The organism is Crinalium epipsammum PCC 9333 (genome assembly GCF_000317495.1).
GTDB lineage: Bacteria > Cyanobacteriota > Cyanobacteriia > Cyanobacteriales > PCC-9333 > Crinalium > Crinalium epipsammum.
This window is the reverse complement of the sequence record NC_019753.1, coordinates 819654-838273: the sequence shown is the minus strand read 5'-3', so window position 1 is coordinate 838273 and position 18620 is coordinate 819654. Positions and strand designations below refer to the sequence as shown.

Annotated in this window: 14 protein-coding genes and 5 pseudogenes; 10 read left to right on the top strand and 9 right to left on the bottom strand. The window is 43.0% G+C overall.

What is annotated here, in order from left to right; all coding sequences use genetic code 11:
• Positions 1-20 precede the first annotated feature (20 nt).
• Positions 21-1142 carry a hypothetical protein gene (locus CRI9333_RS03590; RefSeq protein ID WP_015201795.1) on the top strand — a complete coding sequence of 374 codons (1122 nt, stop codon included), beginning with the start codon at positions 21-23 and terminating at the stop codon, positions 1140-1142.
• Positions 1143-1355: 213 nt separating this feature from the next.
• Here CRI9333_RS03590 and CRI9333_RS03585 read toward each other — a convergent pair whose 3' ends face one another.
• Positions 1356-2177, bottom strand: coding sequence for a hypothetical protein (locus CRI9333_RS03585; protein ID WP_015201794.1), 822 nt, complete (start codon positions 2175-2177; stop codon positions 1356-1358).
• Between the two features lie 246 nt (positions 2178-2423).
• Between CRI9333_RS03585 and CRI9333_RS03580 the strand changes: the two genes are divergently transcribed.
• The 3 genes from CRI9333_RS03580 to CRI9333_RS03570 all read left to right on the top strand — a co-directional run bounded on the left by CRI9333_RS03580 (position 2424) and on the right by CRI9333_RS03570 (position 5172).
• Complete coding sequence (locus CRI9333_RS03580; RefSeq protein WP_015201793.1) at positions 2424-3404, top strand: aldo/keto reductase; 981 nt, start codon at positions 2424-2426, stop codon at positions 3402-3404.
• Between the two features lie 125 nt (positions 3405-3529).
• Positions 3530-4195: an SDR family oxidoreductase gene (locus tag CRI9333_RS03575; RefSeq protein ID WP_015201792.1), complete on the top strand. Its 666-nt coding sequence runs from the start codon at positions 3530-3532 to the stop codon at positions 4193-4195.
• A gap of 173 nt (positions 4196-4368) precedes the next feature.
• A complete protein-coding gene (locus tag CRI9333_RS03570) occupies positions 4369-5172 on the top strand; it encodes an SDR family NAD(P)-dependent oxidoreductase (RefSeq protein WP_015201791.1) in 804 nt (267 codons plus the stop codon).
• A gap of 139 nt (positions 5173-5311) precedes the next feature.
• On the opposite strand, the gene CRI9333_RS03565 is transcribed toward CRI9333_RS03570, so the two are convergent.
• The 3 genes and pseudogenes from CRI9333_RS03565 to tnpA form a co-directional block, all read right to left on the bottom strand.
• Positions 5312-6520 (bottom strand): phytochelatin synthase family protein, encoded by a 1209-nt coding sequence (locus CRI9333_RS03565; RefSeq protein ID WP_015201790.1) that lies wholly within the window; start codon positions 6518-6520, stop codon positions 5312-5314.
• Positions 6521-7621: an ankyrin repeat domain-containing protein gene (locus CRI9333_RS03560; RefSeq protein WP_015201789.1), complete on the bottom strand. Its 1101-nt coding sequence runs from the start codon at positions 7619-7621 to the stop codon at positions 6521-6523.
• An 88-nt stretch (positions 7622-7709) separates the two neighbouring features.
• Positions 7710-8122, bottom strand: a pseudogene (gene tnpA / locus CRI9333_RS25560) (IS200/IS605 family transposase).
• Between the two features lie 49 nt (positions 8123-8171).
• Between tnpA and CRI9333_RS03555 the strand changes: the two are divergent.
• The 5 genes and pseudogenes from CRI9333_RS03555 (at position 8172) to CRI9333_RS03535 (ending at position 12425) form a co-directional block, all read left to right on the top strand.
• Complete coding sequence (locus CRI9333_RS03555) at positions 8172-9380, top strand: RNA-guided endonuclease InsQ/TnpB family protein (protein WP_015201788.1); 1209 nt, start codon at positions 8172-8174, stop codon at positions 9378-9380.
• A gap of 19 nt (positions 9381-9399) precedes the next feature.
• Positions 9400-9861 (top strand): annotated as a pseudogene (locus CRI9333_RS03550) (DUF1295 domain-containing protein); the annotation flags it as partial.
• A 220-nt stretch (positions 9862-10081) separates the two neighbouring features.
• Positions 10082-10558, top strand: a complete 477-nt coding sequence (locus CRI9333_RS03545) for a MarR family winged helix-turn-helix transcriptional regulator (protein ID WP_015201787.1) — start codon at positions 10082-10084, stop codon at positions 10556-10558.
• Between the two features lie 72 nt (positions 10559-10630).
• Positions 10631-11377, top strand: coding sequence for an NADPH-dependent F420 reductase (locus CRI9333_RS03540; RefSeq protein ID WP_015201786.1), 747 nt, complete (start codon positions 10631-10633; stop codon positions 11375-11377).
• 43 nt (positions 11378-11420) lie between these two features.
• On the top strand, positions 11421-12425 hold the full coding sequence (locus CRI9333_RS03535; protein WP_015201785.1) for an LLM class flavin-dependent oxidoreductase: 1005 nt from the start codon (positions 11421-11423) through the stop codon (positions 12423-12425).
• 116 nt (positions 12426-12541) lie between these two features.
• Here the strand turns inward: CRI9333_RS03535 and pyrC are convergent, their stop codons facing one another.
• Positions 12542-13570, bottom strand: coding sequence for a dihydroorotase (gene pyrC, locus CRI9333_RS03530; RefSeq protein ID WP_015201784.1), 1029 nt, complete (start codon positions 13568-13570; stop codon positions 12542-12544).
• Positions 13571-14244: 674 nt separating this feature from the next.
• Positions 14245-14540 (bottom strand): annotated as a pseudogene (locus CRI9333_RS03520) (SDR family NAD(P)-dependent oxidoreductase); the annotation flags it as partial.
• Between the two features lie 129 nt (positions 14541-14669).
• Here CRI9333_RS03520 and CRI9333_RS28275 point away from each other — a divergent pair.
• Positions 14670-15168: pseudogene (locus tag CRI9333_RS28275) on the top strand (cupin domain-containing protein).
• Positions 15169-15664: 496 nt separating this feature from the next.
• Here CRI9333_RS28275 and CRI9333_RS03510 read toward each other — a convergent pair.
• From CRI9333_RS03510 to CRI9333_RS26550, 3 genes and pseudogenes are all read right to left on the bottom strand, one after another.
• Positions 15665-16621 (bottom strand): NmrA family NAD(P)-binding protein, encoded by a 957-nt coding sequence (locus CRI9333_RS03510; RefSeq protein WP_198013616.1) that lies wholly within the window; start codon positions 16619-16621, stop codon positions 15665-15667.
• A gap of 594 nt (positions 16622-17215) precedes the next feature.
• Positions 17216-17941: a hypothetical protein gene (locus CRI9333_RS03505; RefSeq protein ID WP_015201781.1), complete on the bottom strand. Its 726-nt coding sequence runs from the start codon at positions 17939-17941 to the stop codon at positions 17216-17218.
• A 43-nt stretch (positions 17942-17984) separates the two neighbouring features.
• Positions 17985-18168 (bottom strand): annotated as a pseudogene (locus CRI9333_RS26550) (DUF4277 domain-containing protein); the annotation flags it as partial.
• Between the last annotated feature and the right edge of the window lie 452 nt (positions 18169-18620).

Below are 18620 nucleotides of genomic sequence, written 5' to 3'. Positions count from 1 at the left end.
TAATAACTGTCAATTGAGCAATGAGTGAATATCAATACTACGAATTCCAAACTATTGACCGACCTTTAAATAATCAAGAACAAGAATTAGTCAGCCAAATATCTAGTCGGGGTCAAGTTAGTGCTACCAGAGCAGTTTTTACCTATAGCTACGGAGATTTTCGAGGCAACCATCAAGAAGTCTTAGTCAAATATTTTGATGCTATGTTTTACATAGCTAATTGGGGGACTAAACAATTAATGTTGCGATTTCCTCAATCTGTTCTTAATATTGAACATTTTCATAAATATTGTGTTGAAGATTATATCACTATTTCTTTTATCAATAAATATGCAATTTTAGATATTCGCATTGAAGAAGAAGAAGGATGTGGCTGGATAGAGGAAAAAAGTTTTCTTTCTGCCATCGTGGGACTGCGAAACGATCTATTAAATGAGGATTATTGTTCTCTTTATCTAGCCTGGTTAAAAGTTATAACTTTACCTGAAGTAGAGATAGAAGAAAATGAATTAGAGCCACCAGTACCCGCAGGATTAAATAAACTGTCTGGCTCTTTGACAGCATTTAAGCAACTATTTGAAGTCGATGAATACTTGCTCAAAGCGGCTGCAAAAGTGAGTCACGAGCCAACTCTAATTCCTGAGAGAGCTTTAATTGCAGCTATCAAAAAATTAACTCGTGAAGAATGTAATGAATTTTTAATAAGATTAGCTCAGAAAGAAGCTAATCTTTCTGTTGCTCTCATCCGTAAGCTATCTACAATTGTAACTGCGCCAATAGCCCAAACCCAGTCAAGGCGTAGTATTAAGCAGTTATTTAAATTATCAAAGCAAGAACAGGCAGAAGATGCTATTCAACAAAAACAAGCAATAGAAGCCCAACGCCTTAAAGAATTAGAAACTCTAGCTCAACGAGAAATGGACGCTTGGGAAGATGTTGAACGGTTAATTCAAACATCACAAGCAAGAGCATATGATCAAGTAGTACAGCTACTATTAAAACTTCAAGATTTAGCTACTTATCATAATCAGCAAAATGCTTTCCAGATTCGTTTAAATAAAATTTATGAGCAATACAGTAAACGTACAGCTTTGCTCCAACGTTTACAGAAAGTGCGTCTATATAAACAAAAAGTTAAATAAGATAAATTGAAACTAATATGAAATACGCACTGAATCTGGTGACATATTCAGAGGGCATGAAAGCACGAGGATTTTTAGAAAAATTAATCCCAAGATTATAAAAATATTGCTATGCCAATTAAACAGAAGATTACCACTGCTAAACGCCATAACCATTCCCCAATTGTTAAAAACGCCAGAATGACAAAATCTAAACTACCTGAATTGAAGTGACTAGGGTTGATAGCGATTCATCCTTACCCAATCTTGAGTTGAGCCAACATTGGGATTTTCGCTCTTGTCATTCGTACCATAGACTTGTCCCTGACGATTAATCCAGTAATATTGGTGGCTTGTCGGTAACTCGGCTAAGGGATATCCATATGGATTCGTCCAAGTTCCTACATTTCCTAAGTTTTCACGAAAGTGGAAATTTTGACGCTCTATTGATTCATGGCGCTGGTGGTTGACTTCACCCCAGGTGCGCTGTTGCCATTCACGGTATTCTCTTGCCTGTTGTCCCTGTGCGATCGCAATTTCTCTATTCTGCTGTATAACCCCACTGATTCCGAAAGCCCCGCCATTTGTTACCGTGAATTGCTCTGCCACCTGCGGCAACCATGAAGCATAACCAGCCCACTGGGATTGATGGGATGCTGCACAGGTAACTACCATTGTGCAAATATTGTAGCTATATGCCACACTGCACTTAGCCAATCCTTGGCAGGGAATGCCGTTGAATGTGTATGTGTAGTCAAACTCATAAGCAACTGTATAGCCACTAATCGGTTGAGTTTGGCGGGGCGGGTTTATCTGTAGTTGAACTGGCTGCATCCCCATTAGCTTATCGTAGACAAACTGCCAAGGGTTGTAGTTGGCTGGCAGTCCAGAATTGCCGACCATGAGTGTGAAAGCTGCATGATCTGGAGCAAACAAAACAACAGCAAATTGTCCCTCCTCAGCCACGTGCCAACCACTTGGCACTAAATAGTTGAAGTATTGTCCGCGTCTAATTTCAGGCGAACCAGGGTTAGGAGTCTGATTATAGTTGTACATATATAATATGTGCTGATTTCAGCTATTGAGCAGATTAAAAACTTCTTAATTAATAAAGTTTCAGTAATTCATACATTCACAATCGTAACTCAATTGATAGCGAAGCTGATAGAAAGAAGATATGGCTAATCTCGCTATTTTGGCGAAAATAATTAACTCATTAACCATTAATAGAGGCACAAAAAAATGAAACCTTGTACGATGACAAATTGAAATAGTTGATTTTCCTTAAAAAACAAAGTTTTTATGAAATACATCAGGCTTGGCAACACGGGATTGAAAGTTTCGCGAATATGCTTGGGTACTATGACTTATGGCAGTCCTAAGTGGCGGGAATGGGTATTGCCAGAAGAAGAAAGCCGTCCTTTTATAAAGACTTCGCTTGAAGCTGGTATCAACTTTTTTGACACCGCCGATATGTATTCCCTAGGAGAGAGTGAAGCCGTTTTAGGTCGAGCATTGAAGGAGTTTGCCAAGCGCGAACAAGTAGTCATTGCAACCAAAGTATTTAACCCTATGAGCGACGATCCAAACGATCGCGGTTTGTCTCGCAAGCATATCTTTGATAGCATTGATGCTTCGTTGCGACGGTTACAAACCGACTATGTAGATTTGTACCAGATTCATCGCTGGGACAACGAAACACCGATCTGTGAAACCCTAGAAGCTTTACATGACTTAGTTAAAGTAGGCAAAGTTAGATACATTGGCGCATCCAGTATGTATGCGTGGCAATTTGCCAAAGCGTTGTATCTAGCAGATTTGCATGGATGGACTCGCTTTGTATCAATGCAGAACCACTACAACCTGGTATATCGAGAAGAAGAGCGAGAGATGCTACCTTTATGTCGGGCAGAAGGAATTGGCGTAATTCCTTGGAGTCCACTGGCGCGGGGATTTCTAGCAGGAAATCGGCAAAAGGAAACGAAAGGAGAAACAACCCGTGCAAAAACTGATGACTTTGCTCACCAGCTTTACTATCAAGATTCGGATTTTCATGTGGTTGATTGTGTGGTTGAGTTAGCTAAAGATCGTGGCGTTGCTCCGGCTCAAATTGCTCTGGCTTGGCTGTTGCATCAACCAGGAATTACGGCTCCGATTATTGGCGCGAGTAAGATGAGTCACTTGGAAGATGCACTTGCAGCATTGGAGATTGAATTAAGTAATCAGGAGTGTCAATCGTTGGAGGAATTTTACCAACCGCATCCAGTGTTAGGACATCAGTAAGCCACTTCACAAGATAATATAATTGGCGTCGCGAGTGCGTGCCGTAGGCATATCGCTCAATTGCTACAAAACAAAACTTGGCTTTATAAAGAAAGACATCCAGAATTCAAGGCGTTGGAGTAGACATGGCAACATATCTGGTTACGGGCGCTAATCGTGGGATTGGTTACGAATACTGTCGCCAACTGCAAGCACGGGGTAATGTTGTTATTGCTGTCTGTCGCCAAGCTTCTGATGAATTGAAGCAGCTAGGGGTGCAGCTTGAGGAAGGTGTTGATATTACATCGGACGCTTCGGTTCTGCACCTGCGCGATCGCCTGGGTGATACTGTAATAGATGCTCTGATTAATAATGCCGGAATCATTAAGCGTGTCACACTGGAAGATTTAGATTTTGATAACATTCGCCAGCAATTTGAAGTTAATGCTCTAGGGACTTTACGAGTAACTCATGCACTACTGCCACTCTTGAAATCTGGCTCCAAAATAGTGTTAATGACGAGTCGGATGGGTTCAATTGCAGATAATACCTCTGGCAATTCCTATGGCTATCGGATGTCTAAAGTGGCGTTGTCGATGGCAGGTAAATCCTTATCTATTGATCTTAAACCCCGTGGGATTGCGGTAGCAATTCTCCATCCTGGGTTAGTTCAAACTCGTATGACCAATTTTACTGCTAATGGCATCACGGCGGAAGAATCTGTAAAAGGATTATTAGCTCGAATTAATGAGTTGACATTGGAGAATACAGGTACTTTTTGGCACGCCAATGGAGAAGTACTACCTTGGTAGATGTAAACAAAAGCGATCGCACTTTATATTTAACCGTAAAAGAGTGATACCTCATCAGGAAGACGCAATCACTCCATTTCCTTTTTAGTATCAAACTGAAGTACACAATTCATGCTGATACCCTGGTTCTTTTTGAATACAAGCATGAAGCAGCTAGATAAATTTGGATAGTGATGAATCGTTTAATAACACGACCCTTAGCTGTTGTCACAGGTGCTTCTAATGGCATCGGTTATGAGCTAGCCAAACAGTTTGCCCAAAATGGTTTTGATCTTCTGGTGACAGCAACTGGAGCCACTATTAATCAAGCAGCTCAAGACTTTGAGGCACTAGGTGCTAAAGTTGAAACCATTCAAGCAGATCTGGCTACTTACGATGGAGTAGAAGCACTTTACAGCAAAATCAAAGCGACTGGACGACCTGTGGAAGCGATCGCCATCAATGCTGGTGTGGGTGTAGGCGGCGAATTTGCTCACGAAACTGATCTTAAGGACGAACTCAATCTGATTAACCTGAATGTTGTTTCATCAGTTCACCTAGCAAAACGGGTGGTGAAAGATATGGTTGAACTCGGTCAGGGTCGTATTCTGTTTACCTCATCAATTGCAGCCATCATGCCGGGCCCGTTTGAGGCAGTCTACGCGGCATCCAAAGCCTTCATCCACTCCTTTGCCGAAGCGATTCGCAACGAGTTGAAGGATACAGGGGTGAGTGTGACATCACTGATGCCTGGGCCAACAGATACTAACTTTTTCCACCGCGCTGGCATGGATGATACCAAAGTGGGTGCCAAGAAAAACGATGATCCAGCTGTTGTTGCTAAGCAGGGATTTGAAGCATTGATGGCAGGCAAAGATGCAGTAATTGCTGGTTCGGTAATGACTCAAATTCAGGGCAATGTTAGTAAGGTATTGCCAGAGACTCTCAACGCCGAACTACATCGTCATCTGACAGAACCAGGCTCCGCCAACAAGTAACGTCGAAAAGAAAATACTACTCAGGCAATTAATATTAAAGATCTACGGATTTACAGCACTGCTCAGCTAGGATATACTGGGACTGCTCCTATCAAGTTAACTGTTACTACATTCGGCTGAGGATGCACAGCAGGAAAAGCTATAAAATTTGCAGTTTTAGGCTTAATTCATGTAGTGCTGATATTTGTTCTCGCAGTCGGATTACTTCTTGCCGCATTAATGTGGACATTTGCTCTACTTCTCGCAATTCCCTAACTTGGTTAAGTAAATGCTCTTGAAGGTTGAAATACAAGCATTCAGGACAAGATAGTAATAACATAGTTAGCAAATCTGGTAAGTTTTCTTGGTGAGATACCCACTGAAATCTGGGATCATTTTCTTGATTACTACTAGCGGCTTTAGCAGTTTTAATTACTGCGAATAAAGGATGAGCATGAATTTCAGTTAATAACTGTTGCCATAAACCCTGAACATCACTAGATAACTTTAATAGTTTATTGTTAATTTTATTGGTAACAATTGTAAGAAACTCTGGCGGTAAATTCTGTAAAATAGTTTGCACTAATTCTATTACCGAATCAGGTTGATTTTTTGCTAATATTTGGGGTAATGTTTTAGTGAAATAAGGCGCTACTGTTGCCCATTGATACTGATCTAGGGCTACATGATAAAAGGTGTGGTTGCCAGTATCAGCTTTAGATAGCAACATATACCCCCTACCTTTGCCAGTAACTAAATCAATCGGTTGCAAGGCATCCCAAAGTAAAGGTAAAGGTACCCAGTGAGGTGGGTATTTAAATCGTGCTACATCCAAAATCAGTACTAAATCGCGCTCAGCGTGATAGCCACCTACGGGAGAAAAGTGTCCATCCCCAGTTTGTCCCAAAATTTGACGAGAGTAGGAAACTATTATATGCAGATCTTGAGGTGATGAAGTTGCTTCCTTAATAGTTTGGCGGAATTGTTCTAAACTGCTTTGGTGAGAACGATAAGATGCAACTTTTGCACCATTGCAACGCGCCAAACACGCCAGTTCATCAAAAGTTATCCCTTCTTCTTTCACAACGGGAAGCGGTTTACAACAATCAAGGAATTCTTCGCCGTACCATCGCCATACACCTTTCCAGATGCGACCAGGGTCAATAGATAAGGCGTTTAATACAACTACCAGCGTTCCTAATCCACAAAAAGCTGGTTCTACTTGGGTATGAAACTGTTCAGCTAAGGCGAAGTATCCCTCCATACCTCCTAAAGTTAGTGCCTCAGCAAAAATTTTCCTGCCTTGTGCTGAGGAAAAAGCAATACATTGGGGTGGTAAAGCTCGGCGGTAAAACCCTTCGGCATCCATCTAGTATGATTCTGTTAAAGAGACACGACTCCAAGTTAATTTGATTAAATCTAAGACGTAATCCACAGAGTTATCTATATATTTTGATTTTTTATCATTCATCAACAATTTACCACCAGTAATATAAATTTGGTTCGGTTCTTTGTAGTATGCTTGATGACGGCTGATCCATCCTGGCTTATCTCCAGTAGTCTCTATCTTGTCTATTTTCAATGTATGGCAATGTAACCGATAAACCGGAGTTTCATAATATTTTCTTGCATCTACATATCCTAAATTACCAATAATATAGATGTATTTTCCAACTAATGTCGCCGAATGGAAATCAGTTGGCGGGAATACATCTTCTGGATAGCCAAAAATCTGGAAATTACCATCACCTTGATAAACTACAACATCGTTATAGATACAAAAATCAGGATCATAGGAGTCTTCATGTTCCCCTGCAATCTCGATAATTCTACCGTCTGGTAATTGTGTAATGGTTCTGCCAAATCGCTGATAGCACCATGTTAATTCTTGGCAATTTTCTGTATCGTAAAAAAGCTGTTTGGCTTTTTTCTTGGAAATATCTTCTCTAATCATCGCTTGCCAAAAAGGGATTTCCATCAACTCTGTTAAGTCTTGCCAATTTTCTGTATCGTAATCGTAAAAAAACTGTTTGGCTGTATAAGCAGAAATATCTTCTCTAATCATTGCTTGCCAAAAAGGGATTTCCATCAACTCTGGATTAGTGCGGCCAAAGCGGGGATTCTTGTCAGCAAAATACTGCTGTGGTGATAATTTTGAGAGTGAGAATGTGCTGCGGTTAATTCCGGTGAGTAATCGCCGCATATCATCGTTAATATCACTCAGATCTTCACCAAATGCAACTAGCATTCTCACAATTTCTAGATTAGTTGCCATCTGAATGGCTCTGTCCTCGTAATTATTAGCCCTGCCAGCATTTGCACCAGCCTTTAATAAAATTCTGACGCAATCAGTTGCACCACGCTCTGTAGCCATCATTAAAGCAGTGTTGTCAAAATCATCAGTAGCTTCAACATCACATCCCTCTATAATTAGCCACTGTAGGACTTCGACCCTATTATTTTCTATCATACATGGAGCCAGAGGACTCCCGTTACAGTCGAAGACTTAACGGGAGATGAATGGCGACCACTAAAATAAACTGAGCGATAGCGAATCATTATTCCGGTGTCGCTTGTTGTTCAACGTATTTTTTTAATTGTTCAACTGTAGCACCACCACAACTAGCAACAAAGTAAGAACCAGTCCAGAAATAGGGTTGGTTGTAAAAATATTTTTCTGCTAACCAAGGATATTCTTTGCGAATTAATCTGCTGCTGACTGTTTTTAAATTACCGATTAATGTAGATAGCGGTATATCTGGTTTATAGTCAATTAGTAAATGTACATGATCTGATTCACCATTAAATTCTAGTAATTCTGATTCCCATTTATTTAAGGTTTTTTTAAGATTTGTTCCAGCCGTGTTAGAATTTCGGCGTTAATCGCTTTCCTACGATACTTGACCACTAAGAGGACGTGAGCGTTAAGCTTGTAAACAGACCTAAAACCCTGATGATATGAGCTTGACATTGTGTAGCGTTAAGTATTAATATAGAATTAGTTTAGCTCAAAGTAACTGATGTTAGACACACTTAAGGTCAGAATTTACCCAAACAAAGGACAGCAAGAAGCCCTAGCTAAAAGCTTTGGCTGTTCTAGGTTTGTGTTTAATTATTACCTAAACAAAACTAACACTCAGTACGAAGAAACGGGTAAGGGAATGAGCTATTGCGACATGGCGAAAGACCTAACCCAAATTAAAAAGCTATCGGATTATGAATGGTTAACAGAAGTAACTGCTGCTACATTACAGCAAACACTTAAAAATTTAGAATCAGCCTTTAAGAATTTCTTTTCTAAAAGGGCAAGATTCCCTAAGTTCAAAAGTAAACATAGGCATCAGTCAATCCGTTATCCAGAAAGCTGTTCAATTAAAAATGGTGGTCTAAAACTACCTAAACTTGGCATCGTTAAAGCAAGTATTTCAAGAAGTATTAACGGCAAAATTAAATCTGTAACTGTTTCTCAAACAAGCACAGATAAATATTTTGCAGCAATATTGTTTGAAACTGATGATTTAGCTACTGCAAAGCAAGGGAAAATATCAAGCATTGACTTAGGCTTAAATAGTCTAGTTACTGTATTTGATGGTGAGAAATTTTCTAAGGTTGACCCAATCAAACCTACTAGAAGATACGCCAAACGATTAAGACGCAGACAACAGGCATTATCTAGAAAGAAAAAAGGCTCTTTAAACCGTCAAAAACAGGTTAAGAGAGTTGCTAGAGTTCACGAAAAAATAGCAAACACAAGACAAGATTCCCTTCATAAAATCTCACGAAAGCTAGTTGACGAAAACCAAGCCATTATAGCAGAAAACCTTTGTATCAAAGGATTAGCGCGAACCAAACTAGCAAAATCAATACATGATGCTGGATTTGGAATGTTGCTTAATTTCATAGGCTATAAGCTGGAGCGAGAAGGAGGAATATTTTTACAAGTTGACAGATTCTTTCCTAGTACAAAACTTTGTAATGGTTGCAAGTTTAAGAATAATTCATTGAATCTCAGCGTCCGTGAATGGGTTTGTCCAGAGTGTAAAATCCACCACGATCGGGATGAAAATGCAACACAAAATCTTAGGGAAGAAGGCATAAAAATACTGTCAACAAATACTGTGGGACACACAGAAATTCAAGCTTGTGGAGAAGAAGTAAGACTCGTTGGTACTTGTACCAAAAAGCGTTCTTCTGTGAAGCAAGAATCTCCCGTCACAGCGCAAGCTTGACGGTGAGAGTGTCAATCCACAGGGCATTTTCATCTTTATTTTGGTGAACTTTTATTGGATAACACCCTTTATTCTGATTAGTAGTGGCACAGTACCACCACTACCCCTAGTGGCAATAGCTATTTCTCTGAACATTTTTGGTTTGTTTTTACACTTTGTTAGCGATGCCCAGAAGTACTATACCCTTAAATATGAAAAGGGACTAATAACAGAAGGATTCTTTGCTCGTTGCCGCAACACCAATTATCTAGGAGAAATATTTATTTATAGTGCCTTTGCTATACTGACTCAACACTGGTTACCCTTCGTGATTCTAGGAGGTTTTATCAGCATGATATTTATTCCAAATATGCTTAAAAAAGACCTTTCTTTATCTCGTTACTCGGAGTTTGATGACTACAAAAATTGTTCTGGATTTTTGTTGCCAAAACTGTTTTTCATAAAAAACAATTCAGGAATCAGGAATCAAAATTCAGGATGAATTCTGTACGGCTGGCAAAACAGGTTAAAGCTGCAATCTCAACTGTCAGTTTCTGAAAAGCAAAAGTTATGCTCCGGCTTGCGATCGCTCGTTGTGGTTAAGACGGGGCGAGATTGTGAATTCTCCTTTTGCCGATTATGACCGAAGCCCAAAAAAGTCAAAGTTAGGTATTGATTTATTATATAGTACACTATATAATAAGTTATTATAGAATCTGATAATGGAGAACAGATCAAATATCAACGAACGCAGACAAGTGGCGAGGCAGCTTTCCTTTGCCCTCTACAGTGCGTCCAACCGAATCATTCGGTTGCACAAGCCCTTTCTGGAGCCTTTGGGTCTGACCTATCCGCAGTTTCTGGTTATGCTTGCTCTCTACGAGGACACCCCGCGCACTGTGGGGGATTTAGGGCTTGAACTCGGTATGGATAACGGAACCTTGACACCCCTGTTGAAGCGCCTTGAGAGCGCGGGGTTGGTGACGCGCACCCGTGACCAGCAGGACGAACGCCGCGTGTTGATCGCTATTACAGAAGCTGGCGAGGCACTTCGCGAGGTGGCGTGTTCGATCCCAGAAAAAATCGAGACTGCCTGCCGTCTCACCCACAAAGACGTTGTAGAACTACGCGATACCTTGGATGGGTTGGGAATACCCCTAAAAACCAAGGCTCAAGAAAAAGACCCCCCCTCCAACTGACATCATTAAATCCCTCGATCGCACACTCAGCAGTGCAATGAGACTCTTACTTAGTACAAGGAAATCGTTTTTATGAAGATAGGCATTCTTGGCGTTGGCCACATCGGGAAGACTTTGGCACGCAAACTCAGTGCTGCTGGACATGACGTGAAGGTTGCCAACTCTCGCGGCCCAGAGACCATTGAGGCTTCGGTGTTAGCTTCCGGTGCACGCGCAGTCAAGACTACTGAAGCTGTGGCGGACGTTGAGGTGGTGATCCTCTCCATCCCTCTCAACCGTATTCCTGCGATCGCGCCGCTGATCGCCAATTTGCCAGCCGAGACAGCCGTCATCGACACTTCGAATTATTATCCGCACCGTGATGTAGGAATTGACGCTATCGAAGCTGGTCAAGTCGAAAGCCTATGGGTGGTCGAGCAGTTGGGTCGTCCGATAGTCAAGGCTTGGAATTCGATTGGTTCTGACTCTTTGGCAAAGAGGGGAAAGCCAGCGGGGAGTCCAGACCGCATTGCTCTGCCCGTTGCGGCGGATCGCGATCCGGATCGCCAGGTGGGAATGGCGCTCGTTGAGGACACCGGGTTCGACGCATTTGACGCAGGCACGCTCGCCGATTCGTGGCGGCAACAACCTGGCGCACCCTGCTATGGCACAGACATCACCCGTAAGGAGATACCAACCGCGCTGGCGGCAACTGAAAGGGCGCGATTACCTAAGCGGCGTGATCTGGCAGTGGCAGCAATCCAGGAACGGGTTGGGGACGGCACAACTAATCCCGATGCGGAATATGGTATTCGCCTAAGCCGTGCCTTGTATATGTAAAAGCCACAAATTGCGGTGGCGGCAGAATAAAAAAGGAAACGTTATGACGAAGCTTTCGGTATTAGACCTTGTGCGGATCAAGCAGGGCGGAGATGCCCGATCCGCCCTCGACGACGCGCGGGACATTGCGACCCACTTAGAGCGGTGGAATTACAGGCGCATCTGGATCTCGGAACACCACAACTCCTCCGGGATCGCGAGCGCCGCGACCGCGCTCGTGCTTGCACACATCGGCGCGGCGACGAGTACGATCCGCCTCGCTGCGGGCGGCATCATGCTTCCCAACCACGCTCCCTACGTGATCGCGGAGCAGTTCGGGACGCTCGCCCAACTCTTTCCAGGCCGCGTCGATCTAGGGCTCGGTCGTGCGCCCGGCACCGACCAAATGGCAGTCCGTGCGTTGAGACGACCCCCCCAAGCCTCCGACTCGTTTCCCCAGGACGTGATCGAGCTTCAGACGTACTTCGAGCCTTCGTCTCCCGGACAACGGCTAGTGGCGGCTCCCGCCGATGGGACGGAAGTCCCTTTGATCATCCTGGGTTCGAGCCTGTTCGGTGCGGCGCTGGCAGGAGAGGTTGGTCTGCCCTACGCCTTCGCCTCGCACTTCGCTCCCGACCTTCTCCTGGACGCGCTGAGGCTCTACCGCGAGCGGTTCAAGCCTTCCAAGCAGATGGATCGCCCTTACGCGATGGTCGGCGTGAACGTCGTGGCCGCTGACACAGACTATGAGGCGCGCCGCCTCGCCACCTCGCAGCAGAAGTCGTTCGCCGACCTCTTCCAACACGGCACGTCCGGTCCCCTGGAGCCGCCAATCAACGATATTGACGACTACTGGTCACCCCGAGCAAAGGCGCACGCAGGACGTATGCTCGCCCGCTCGGTGGTTGGTGGGCCGACCATCGTCAAGGAGGGACTGGAAGCACTGATACAAGAGACCTCTGCGGACGAGCTTATCCTCGTATCCGATGTCTACGAACGTGCGGCCCGGCTTCGGTCGTTCGAGATCGTGGCATCGGTCATGGGTTTGACGACACAATCGCTCGTTTAGGGTTCGTTTGGGCTTGAACGAGGTTTAAGTCCCGCTAGCAGCTAAGGCAATAGGTAAAAGCTATACACAGATATTAGTAAGTGCTAGGGATTAGTCGCTCCTTGTGTAAACTTGTGTCAAGCCATTTGCCACATCATCTCCTGACCTGCTCGTAAGGGGACAAGTCCGGATTCAGTAAATGGCACTTCATCGGGAACGCGCCAGGTCGTTCGAGTCAAAGTAATCTGTTCGGTATTGCGCGGGAGTTGATAAAAATCTGGCCCAAAGAAACTGGCGAAAGCTTCAAGTTGATCGAGTGCATCAACGCTCTCAAAAGCTTCTGCGTATAACTCCATTGCGTGCAGAGCCGAATAACAACCCGCGCAGCCACAGGAACTTTCTTTACCATTTCGAGGATGAGGAGCACTATCGGTGCCAAGAAAAAACTTAGGATTGCCAGAGGTGGCCGCTTGCAAAAGTGCCAGACGATGCTCTTCTCGTTTCAAAATGGGCAGGCAATAAAAATGGGGGCGAATGCCGCCTTGAAATAAAATATTGCGGTTAAACAATAAATGTTGTGGCGTAATTGTTGCAGCAATATTGTTGGCAGAAAGGACATACTGCACAGCATCTGAGGTGGTAACGTGTTCCAGCACCACGCGCAGGTTGGGAAACCGCTGCTTAAGAGGGATCAAATGTCGCTCAATAAACGCTTTCTCGCGGTCGAACATATCAACATCTTGATCGGTCACTTCCCCGTGCAGTAGTAAAGGCAGATCTACCTGCTGCATCGCTTCAAAAACGCGATCGCACTGACGAATATCCGTCACACCAAGGTCTGAATTGGTCGTTGCACCAGCTGGGTAGTACTTTACCGCTTTGACAAACTGAGATTCTTTAGCCTGGATAATTTCTTCGGGGCTGGTGTTGTCGGTGAGGTAGAGCGTCATCAGTGGCTCAAACCGTTGCCCATCTGGAATCGCTGCAAGAATGCGATCGCGATATGCAGCAGCATCAGCTACCGTGCGTACGGGGGGCTTCAAGTTCGGCATGATGATAGCGCGGGCAAACTGCCGCACCGTATGGGGCAGAACCGCTTTTAATGCTGCACCGTCGCGGAGATGCAGATGCCAGTCGTCGGGTCGGGTGATCGTAAGCTTTTGCATCTTTTCATCATAAAATACATGGCAGGGCGTGGTGATCGAGCAGGATGTGATGCGCTAAAGCGTGCGATCGCAGAAGCCCTCCGGCGATCGCACTGAAGAACAGTTGAAGATCTTTGCGATTGCTATAGCAGAGATATATTATGCAGAAAGTTTCAGCCCCATCCCCTCTAATAACAAGTTAGACTGTCGTATTCAGTGTAATCCTGTACCTTCCTTTCGAGATGAGAAACACACGAATAATTCTTTTCATAGCTTCTCTCCACTTTATAGTTACCGTAGTTGTCTTTTTCATTTCATTTGGCATAGGTTGGACGCCTCGATATGGCAACTCACCCAGCAACCTTGAGAGAATTATTAATTTAGCAACAGCAATTCTGCACTTTCCCCTTGTTAATTTGACAGATCCCATTTTCTCAAATTGGGATTCTAGCCTACTACTAAAGTTTTTGCAATTTATTCCCAATAGCATTTTGTGGGGTATTGGCTTGTATTTCTCAACTGCATTCATCAAAAGAAGAAATCAGAACCGCTAAACAGCAAGCTAACAAGTGTATTGCAGCAGAATAAAGTTTTTAGATTCGATTTAGGGCTATTTATAGCCACTGCAACACATTGTTATGCTGCAAGTTCTCAGCAGGGACAGATATCTGGAGATCGCCTGCTGGTAATCAATATCAGGCGTTACGTCTAGCCATGACTCCGCCATCTACGTTCCACATGGCTCCAGTTACCCAAGAAGCTTGATCAGAAAGTAAAAAGGTCACAGCCCCCGCAACATCAATCGGTTTTCCAACCCGCCCAATTGAATGAAAGCTATTGAAGCCTTGTAGCGTTGTATGAATTTCCTCTGCTTCAATAAAAGCTCCATATATAGGCGTTTCCACCACTGCGGGGGTAACAGCATTAACTCGAATTTGATACTGTGCAGTTCCATTCCTAAATGTTGTGTGAGAGAGTGTAAGCCTGCTTTTATAATTTGTTTTTGAGCAAAATCAACATCTTTAACGCGCAAGTTTATCAAGCGGATCTGACGCTTAATATATAGTTATGCTGCTTTGGGGGCTCAGACCCTTTACCAACTTGATAGGAGGACATCAACGTGACTGATGAACAACATTCTCTGCTGAAAGCGTCAGACATTAATTCAATGGATGCGTTTGAGTTTCATCATCCGCTGAACCCCAATTGCTGAAATTTATTTACGCTTCCTTGGGCGTGCTGTTGGTCTTAAACGCATTGGTGTAACGATTGCTCGTGTACCATCAGGCAAGGAATCTTTCATCTTCCACGCTCACCAGAATGAAGAAGAGTGGATTTACATTTTGTCGGGTCGAGGTATTGCAGAAATTGGAGATAGGGAATACGTTGTTGAACCAGGAGATTTCATGGGATTTGGGCTACCTCAACAACCCCATCATCTTCGTAATCCATTCAATGAAGACCTTGTATACCTGATAGGTGGAGAAGCAGGACGCTTAGATGTTGGCGTTTTTCCTCGGCTTGGTAAACGAGTGATTATGGATAGTGAGTCAGCTTACATATTTGATGAGTCAGCGCTTCAACTTTTTTGGAGCAGCAAGCAATCTACTGAGGATTGATATCTGCTGGAGTAGTCGCGGCATAACAACCCTAGTGCTGCGGATTTACCCAAGCCGCTTGTGAGATTTCAAACATCTCTGCAACCGCTGACAGGAACGTTATGCCGCCTAGCGAGTTTGAGCAGTTCAGGCTGTGGTTCCTTGATCTAGACTACGAACGCTGGGATAAACAGATAGAGCAAGATATTGAACCCACATTCCGCACTTCGTGCGCGTATTACTTTCATCAAAGAATTGGGCCCAAATGATCGCACATTTTTAGGTTCAATTTCTTCTTTTTGAAGTATCATTTTTTGGCAGATTTTTGAGATTTAGTTTTATCCGGGTAGTTCATCACATTTGTGTTCCTTTTCTTGAGTATTTTTCGCTATTTTTAAGTATTTATACCCAGGAAGTATGCTCATATTTCCCTTTGATTCTAGAACTATTGGTGGTACAAATTGAATTGCGGAATGTAGAATTAAATCTGTAAGTTTCTTTGTAAGTATTTTATAGCTTAACTTTTGGCATTTTGCCTCGCCAAAAATCTTTCGACCGATGTCCAGCCAATATCTGAATAACGATGATTGTCGTGCGCTTTCACTACTGCGCGACCCTGCATCATATCGCGCATATACTGCATTCCCTGCCAAGCAGGATAAAGCGTATTTTCCGCAGGCGAGAAAAATCTGGTGATTTGAATGATGACTTCGAGCAGTGGAATGCTTCCAGCGCAGAACAAACCAAATTGCTTACCTGTTGCCTTACTGACGATTTTTTTCAGATCAAATGCACTGACTGTATCACCCGCAATCCTTAAATGGCGAGGCGTATCTGCGTCTATAGCTACGCGCGCTGCATATTGGGCAACGTCGTCGCTCGTGGTTAAATCCATTTTGACATTCAAGTTTTCCCAATACAAAATTCGCCTAAATCTGAATAAAATCAACGGCATATCAGTCGTCAGCAAATCCATAAACGCACCATTAAAAATGCTCGTGGCGGCGATAGGGGCTTGATCGACATAGATTTCAAACTCGCGCCGCCAGTCGAGATTTCGATTTGTGCCGGAGACGAGATGAGTAAAATCGAGCGAAAAAACGCTTGGAATAAAGCGTGGCACATGGGCTTCGATTGCACCGTCCAAAAGTGCTTTTTGCGCGTCAATGACCGTTTCGCGTAAACCCGATAGCGCTGATACGACGCAATATGCGCCCGCGCAAACCTCGGCGACTTTGTTCTTGTCGAACATATCTAGCTGAAAAACCTGCACTCCTTTGTCTCTAAGCGCGCTTACTTTTTCCGGTTCGGTCTCAGCGCGCACAATCGCTCGCACATTTGCGTCGTGTGTTAGCAAGGCATCAACAATTTTACCGCCCAGATTGCCCGTCGCGCCAGCGATTAAAATAGTTTTTCCCATAAACCTCTTGTTTTGTAATTTATTCTTTCTGGACAACGCGATCAGTTCTTTCAAAGTTGTCAATAGGATTCAACTATAGGTCTTTTTACTATAAAACCCACATCCCGCACTTCAAATTGTAGCCTTTTATATTACACAAAAAAAAGAAAAGTGAAATGACTAAGTTAGCGATTATGTAAGCTATCAAAGAAAAGTTTGACAAACAGATACTATTTCTTTTTCCTAAAAAGCTAGTCTTGAAAGTCAAAATATTTAATATTGTTTTGATATATTAGGTAGGCGAAAATATGATTTTTAGTTAAATAATTAGGGAATGAAATAATAATTTTTGCAACTATCAGAAATGAACTCTAAGATTCGTTGGCGTTCTTCAATCAAGTTAATAACTTGTTTAATTCCTTGAATAATGAGAACGTGGACACCTTGAAAACATTGAAATATCCATCTTAATGTAGGACTGGTCGCTACAGTTAGCGCTCGGATGTGTAATCTGACTTTCGAGAATTGGTATTAGACGTAAAATTTTATTCAGCCTCACAAGTCTGCGTTGCGGTTCAACCGCGCCGCAGGGGGCTTTTCTCCATTAGTACTTTTTTACACTTTCCAAATATCCTCTTAGGGAGAACAAAAATTTTCGGACTATTAACTTTATGCTTGGCTAAGAATTTCTCGCATCTGTATGGCAAGTGCTTGGAGTGCCTGCTCACCATTGCCAACAAAGCTTGAGCCATGCATTATCGCTAGTGTTTGAGGTTTGAGAGCAGCTAACTGTTGTAAAATTCGCTCGGTGTACTGTGTGTAAGGCATATAGTTTGCTAAGGGGCTGGCTTCAAACTCTATCAACGATTGTCGTGCTCGCCCAGTTATATCTGAATCTATTAATGCTTCTACATTACCGCTATGTGTAAATAGATCTGACGACAGCAGTGTTTTATGTGTAGTTTCAAACAATAACCCTGCTTCCCAGCAGTGAGGAACGTGTGGTGTCTGCTGAAACTGGAAGCAGTATTTACCAGTGTTCAATATATCGTTGTGCTGCATCGCCCGTGCTGGACGGATAGCAAAGTCATTAACGCTCACCATTGCCCCCACTAGACTACAGACGGGTTGAGCTAACGGTGCGACTTCAAGCCACTCATTAAGTGACCCACATTCATCAGCCTCGAAGTGGCTAAACCCAATCCATCGTAGCGTGCTTGGGTCGATAAGAGTTGCTATAGCATCACGCACAAGCGGGAACATTGCCTTAAGTCCCGTGTGAAACAGCAGGGGTTCAGTATCTTTGATCAGAAATTGGTTGAATTGGAGATTTAGCTGGGGAACATAGATTGAAATCCGGTAAAGATCCGGTGCAATTTCACTAATCGTTGTCATTGCCAAGAGTCTCCTTCCATTTACAGACTGCTTTCAAATTAATTATATAACCCAGACCGTTCAGAATAATTGCTTTAACTATTTGACCAGAGTTGATTTTTTCCCTACTGTCAATTCCTACTATGCACGTTAATTTTTTTAACTATTCTTAAATCATCAATTATTCCAGCTACTATTCCTAAGTGGTCTAAGTTTTTAATATCAATATTTTCTTTTTTAACAGTCATTTATTCAGCAGATTTTCTGAGTTTATTTTCAATTCTGGCATTAAATCACTTTTTTATTCCTTTTCTTTAATATTTCCCCCAATTTTTTTGAGCATTTATACTCAAAATTAATTCTTGTCTGTACCCTGGTTATGTAGTTTTTTATGCTTCAAGTTGAAATGCGGAATGTGGGCTATAATTCGCTCCTCCATAAACCAATACTGACGTTCAGAGTCAGGTGAAAAACTAATTTTTGTGAATGCCTGCATGAAATTCTGGAATCATCGGGATTTAATCTGTAGCTACATAACCTGATCATCAAACTCGCTTAAAGGAAGTTAAGTTCGCTCGTAAATAGTGTCCTCAAGAACGGGTTAACACTCCAGACTTTTTTGGGGTCTGTGGTTATGCTATTTACACTTTTTTGTAGCGTTTTGATTTTTTCAATTTTATGGAGAGGTACTATTAAAAAA

What these genes read in the sequence shown, in the direction of transcription:
- CRI9333_RS03565 (WP_015201790.1), bottom strand. Translation starts at nt 6,520, where the DNA reads ATGGATGCCGAAGGGTTTTACCGCCGAGCTTTACCACCCCAATGTATT.
- CRI9333_RS03560 (WP_015201789.1), bottom strand. Translation starts at nt 7,621, where the DNA reads ATGATAGAAAATAATAGGGTCGAAGTCCTACAGTGGCTAATTATAGAG.
- CRI9333_RS03535 (WP_015201785.1), top strand. Translation starts at nt 11,421, where the DNA reads ATGACGAAGCTTTCGGTATTAGACCTTGTGCGGATCAAGCAGGGCGGA.
- CRI9333_RS03585 (WP_015201794.1), bottom strand. Translation starts at nt 2,177, where the DNA reads ATGTACAACTATAATCAGACTCCTAACCCTGGTTCGCCTGAAATTAGA.
- CRI9333_RS03555 (WP_015201788.1), top strand. Translation starts at nt 8,172, where the DNA reads ATGTTAGACACACTTAAGGTCAGAATTTACCCAAACAAAGGACAGCAA.
- CRI9333_RS03580 (WP_015201793.1), top strand. Translation starts at nt 2,424, where the DNA reads ATGAAATACATCAGGCTTGGCAACACGGGATTGAAAGTTTCGCGAATA.
- CRI9333_RS03590 (WP_015201795.1), top strand. Translation starts at nt 21, where the DNA reads ATGAGTGAATATCAATACTACGAATTCCAAACTATTGACCGACCTTTA.
- CRI9333_RS03575 (WP_015201792.1), top strand. Translation starts at nt 3,530, where the DNA reads ATGGCAACATATCTGGTTACGGGCGCTAATCGTGGGATTGGTTACGAA.
- CRI9333_RS03540 (WP_015201786.1), top strand. Translation starts at nt 10,631, where the DNA reads ATGAAGATAGGCATTCTTGGCGTTGGCCACATCGGGAAGACTTTGGCA.
- CRI9333_RS03545 (WP_015201787.1), top strand. Translation starts at nt 10,082, where the DNA reads ATGGAGAACAGATCAAATATCAACGAACGCAGACAAGTGGCGAGGCAG.
- CRI9333_RS03570 (WP_015201791.1), top strand. Translation starts at nt 4,369, where the DNA reads ATGAATCGTTTAATAACACGACCCTTAGCTGTTGTCACAGGTGCTTCT.
- CRI9333_RS03505 (WP_015201781.1), bottom strand. Translation starts at nt 17,941, where the DNA reads ATGACAACGATTAGTGAAATTGCACCGGATCTTTACCGGATTTCAATC.
- pyrC (WP_015201784.1), bottom strand. Translation starts at nt 13,570, where the DNA reads ATGCAAAAGCTTACGATCACCCGACCCGACGACTGGCATCTGCATCTC.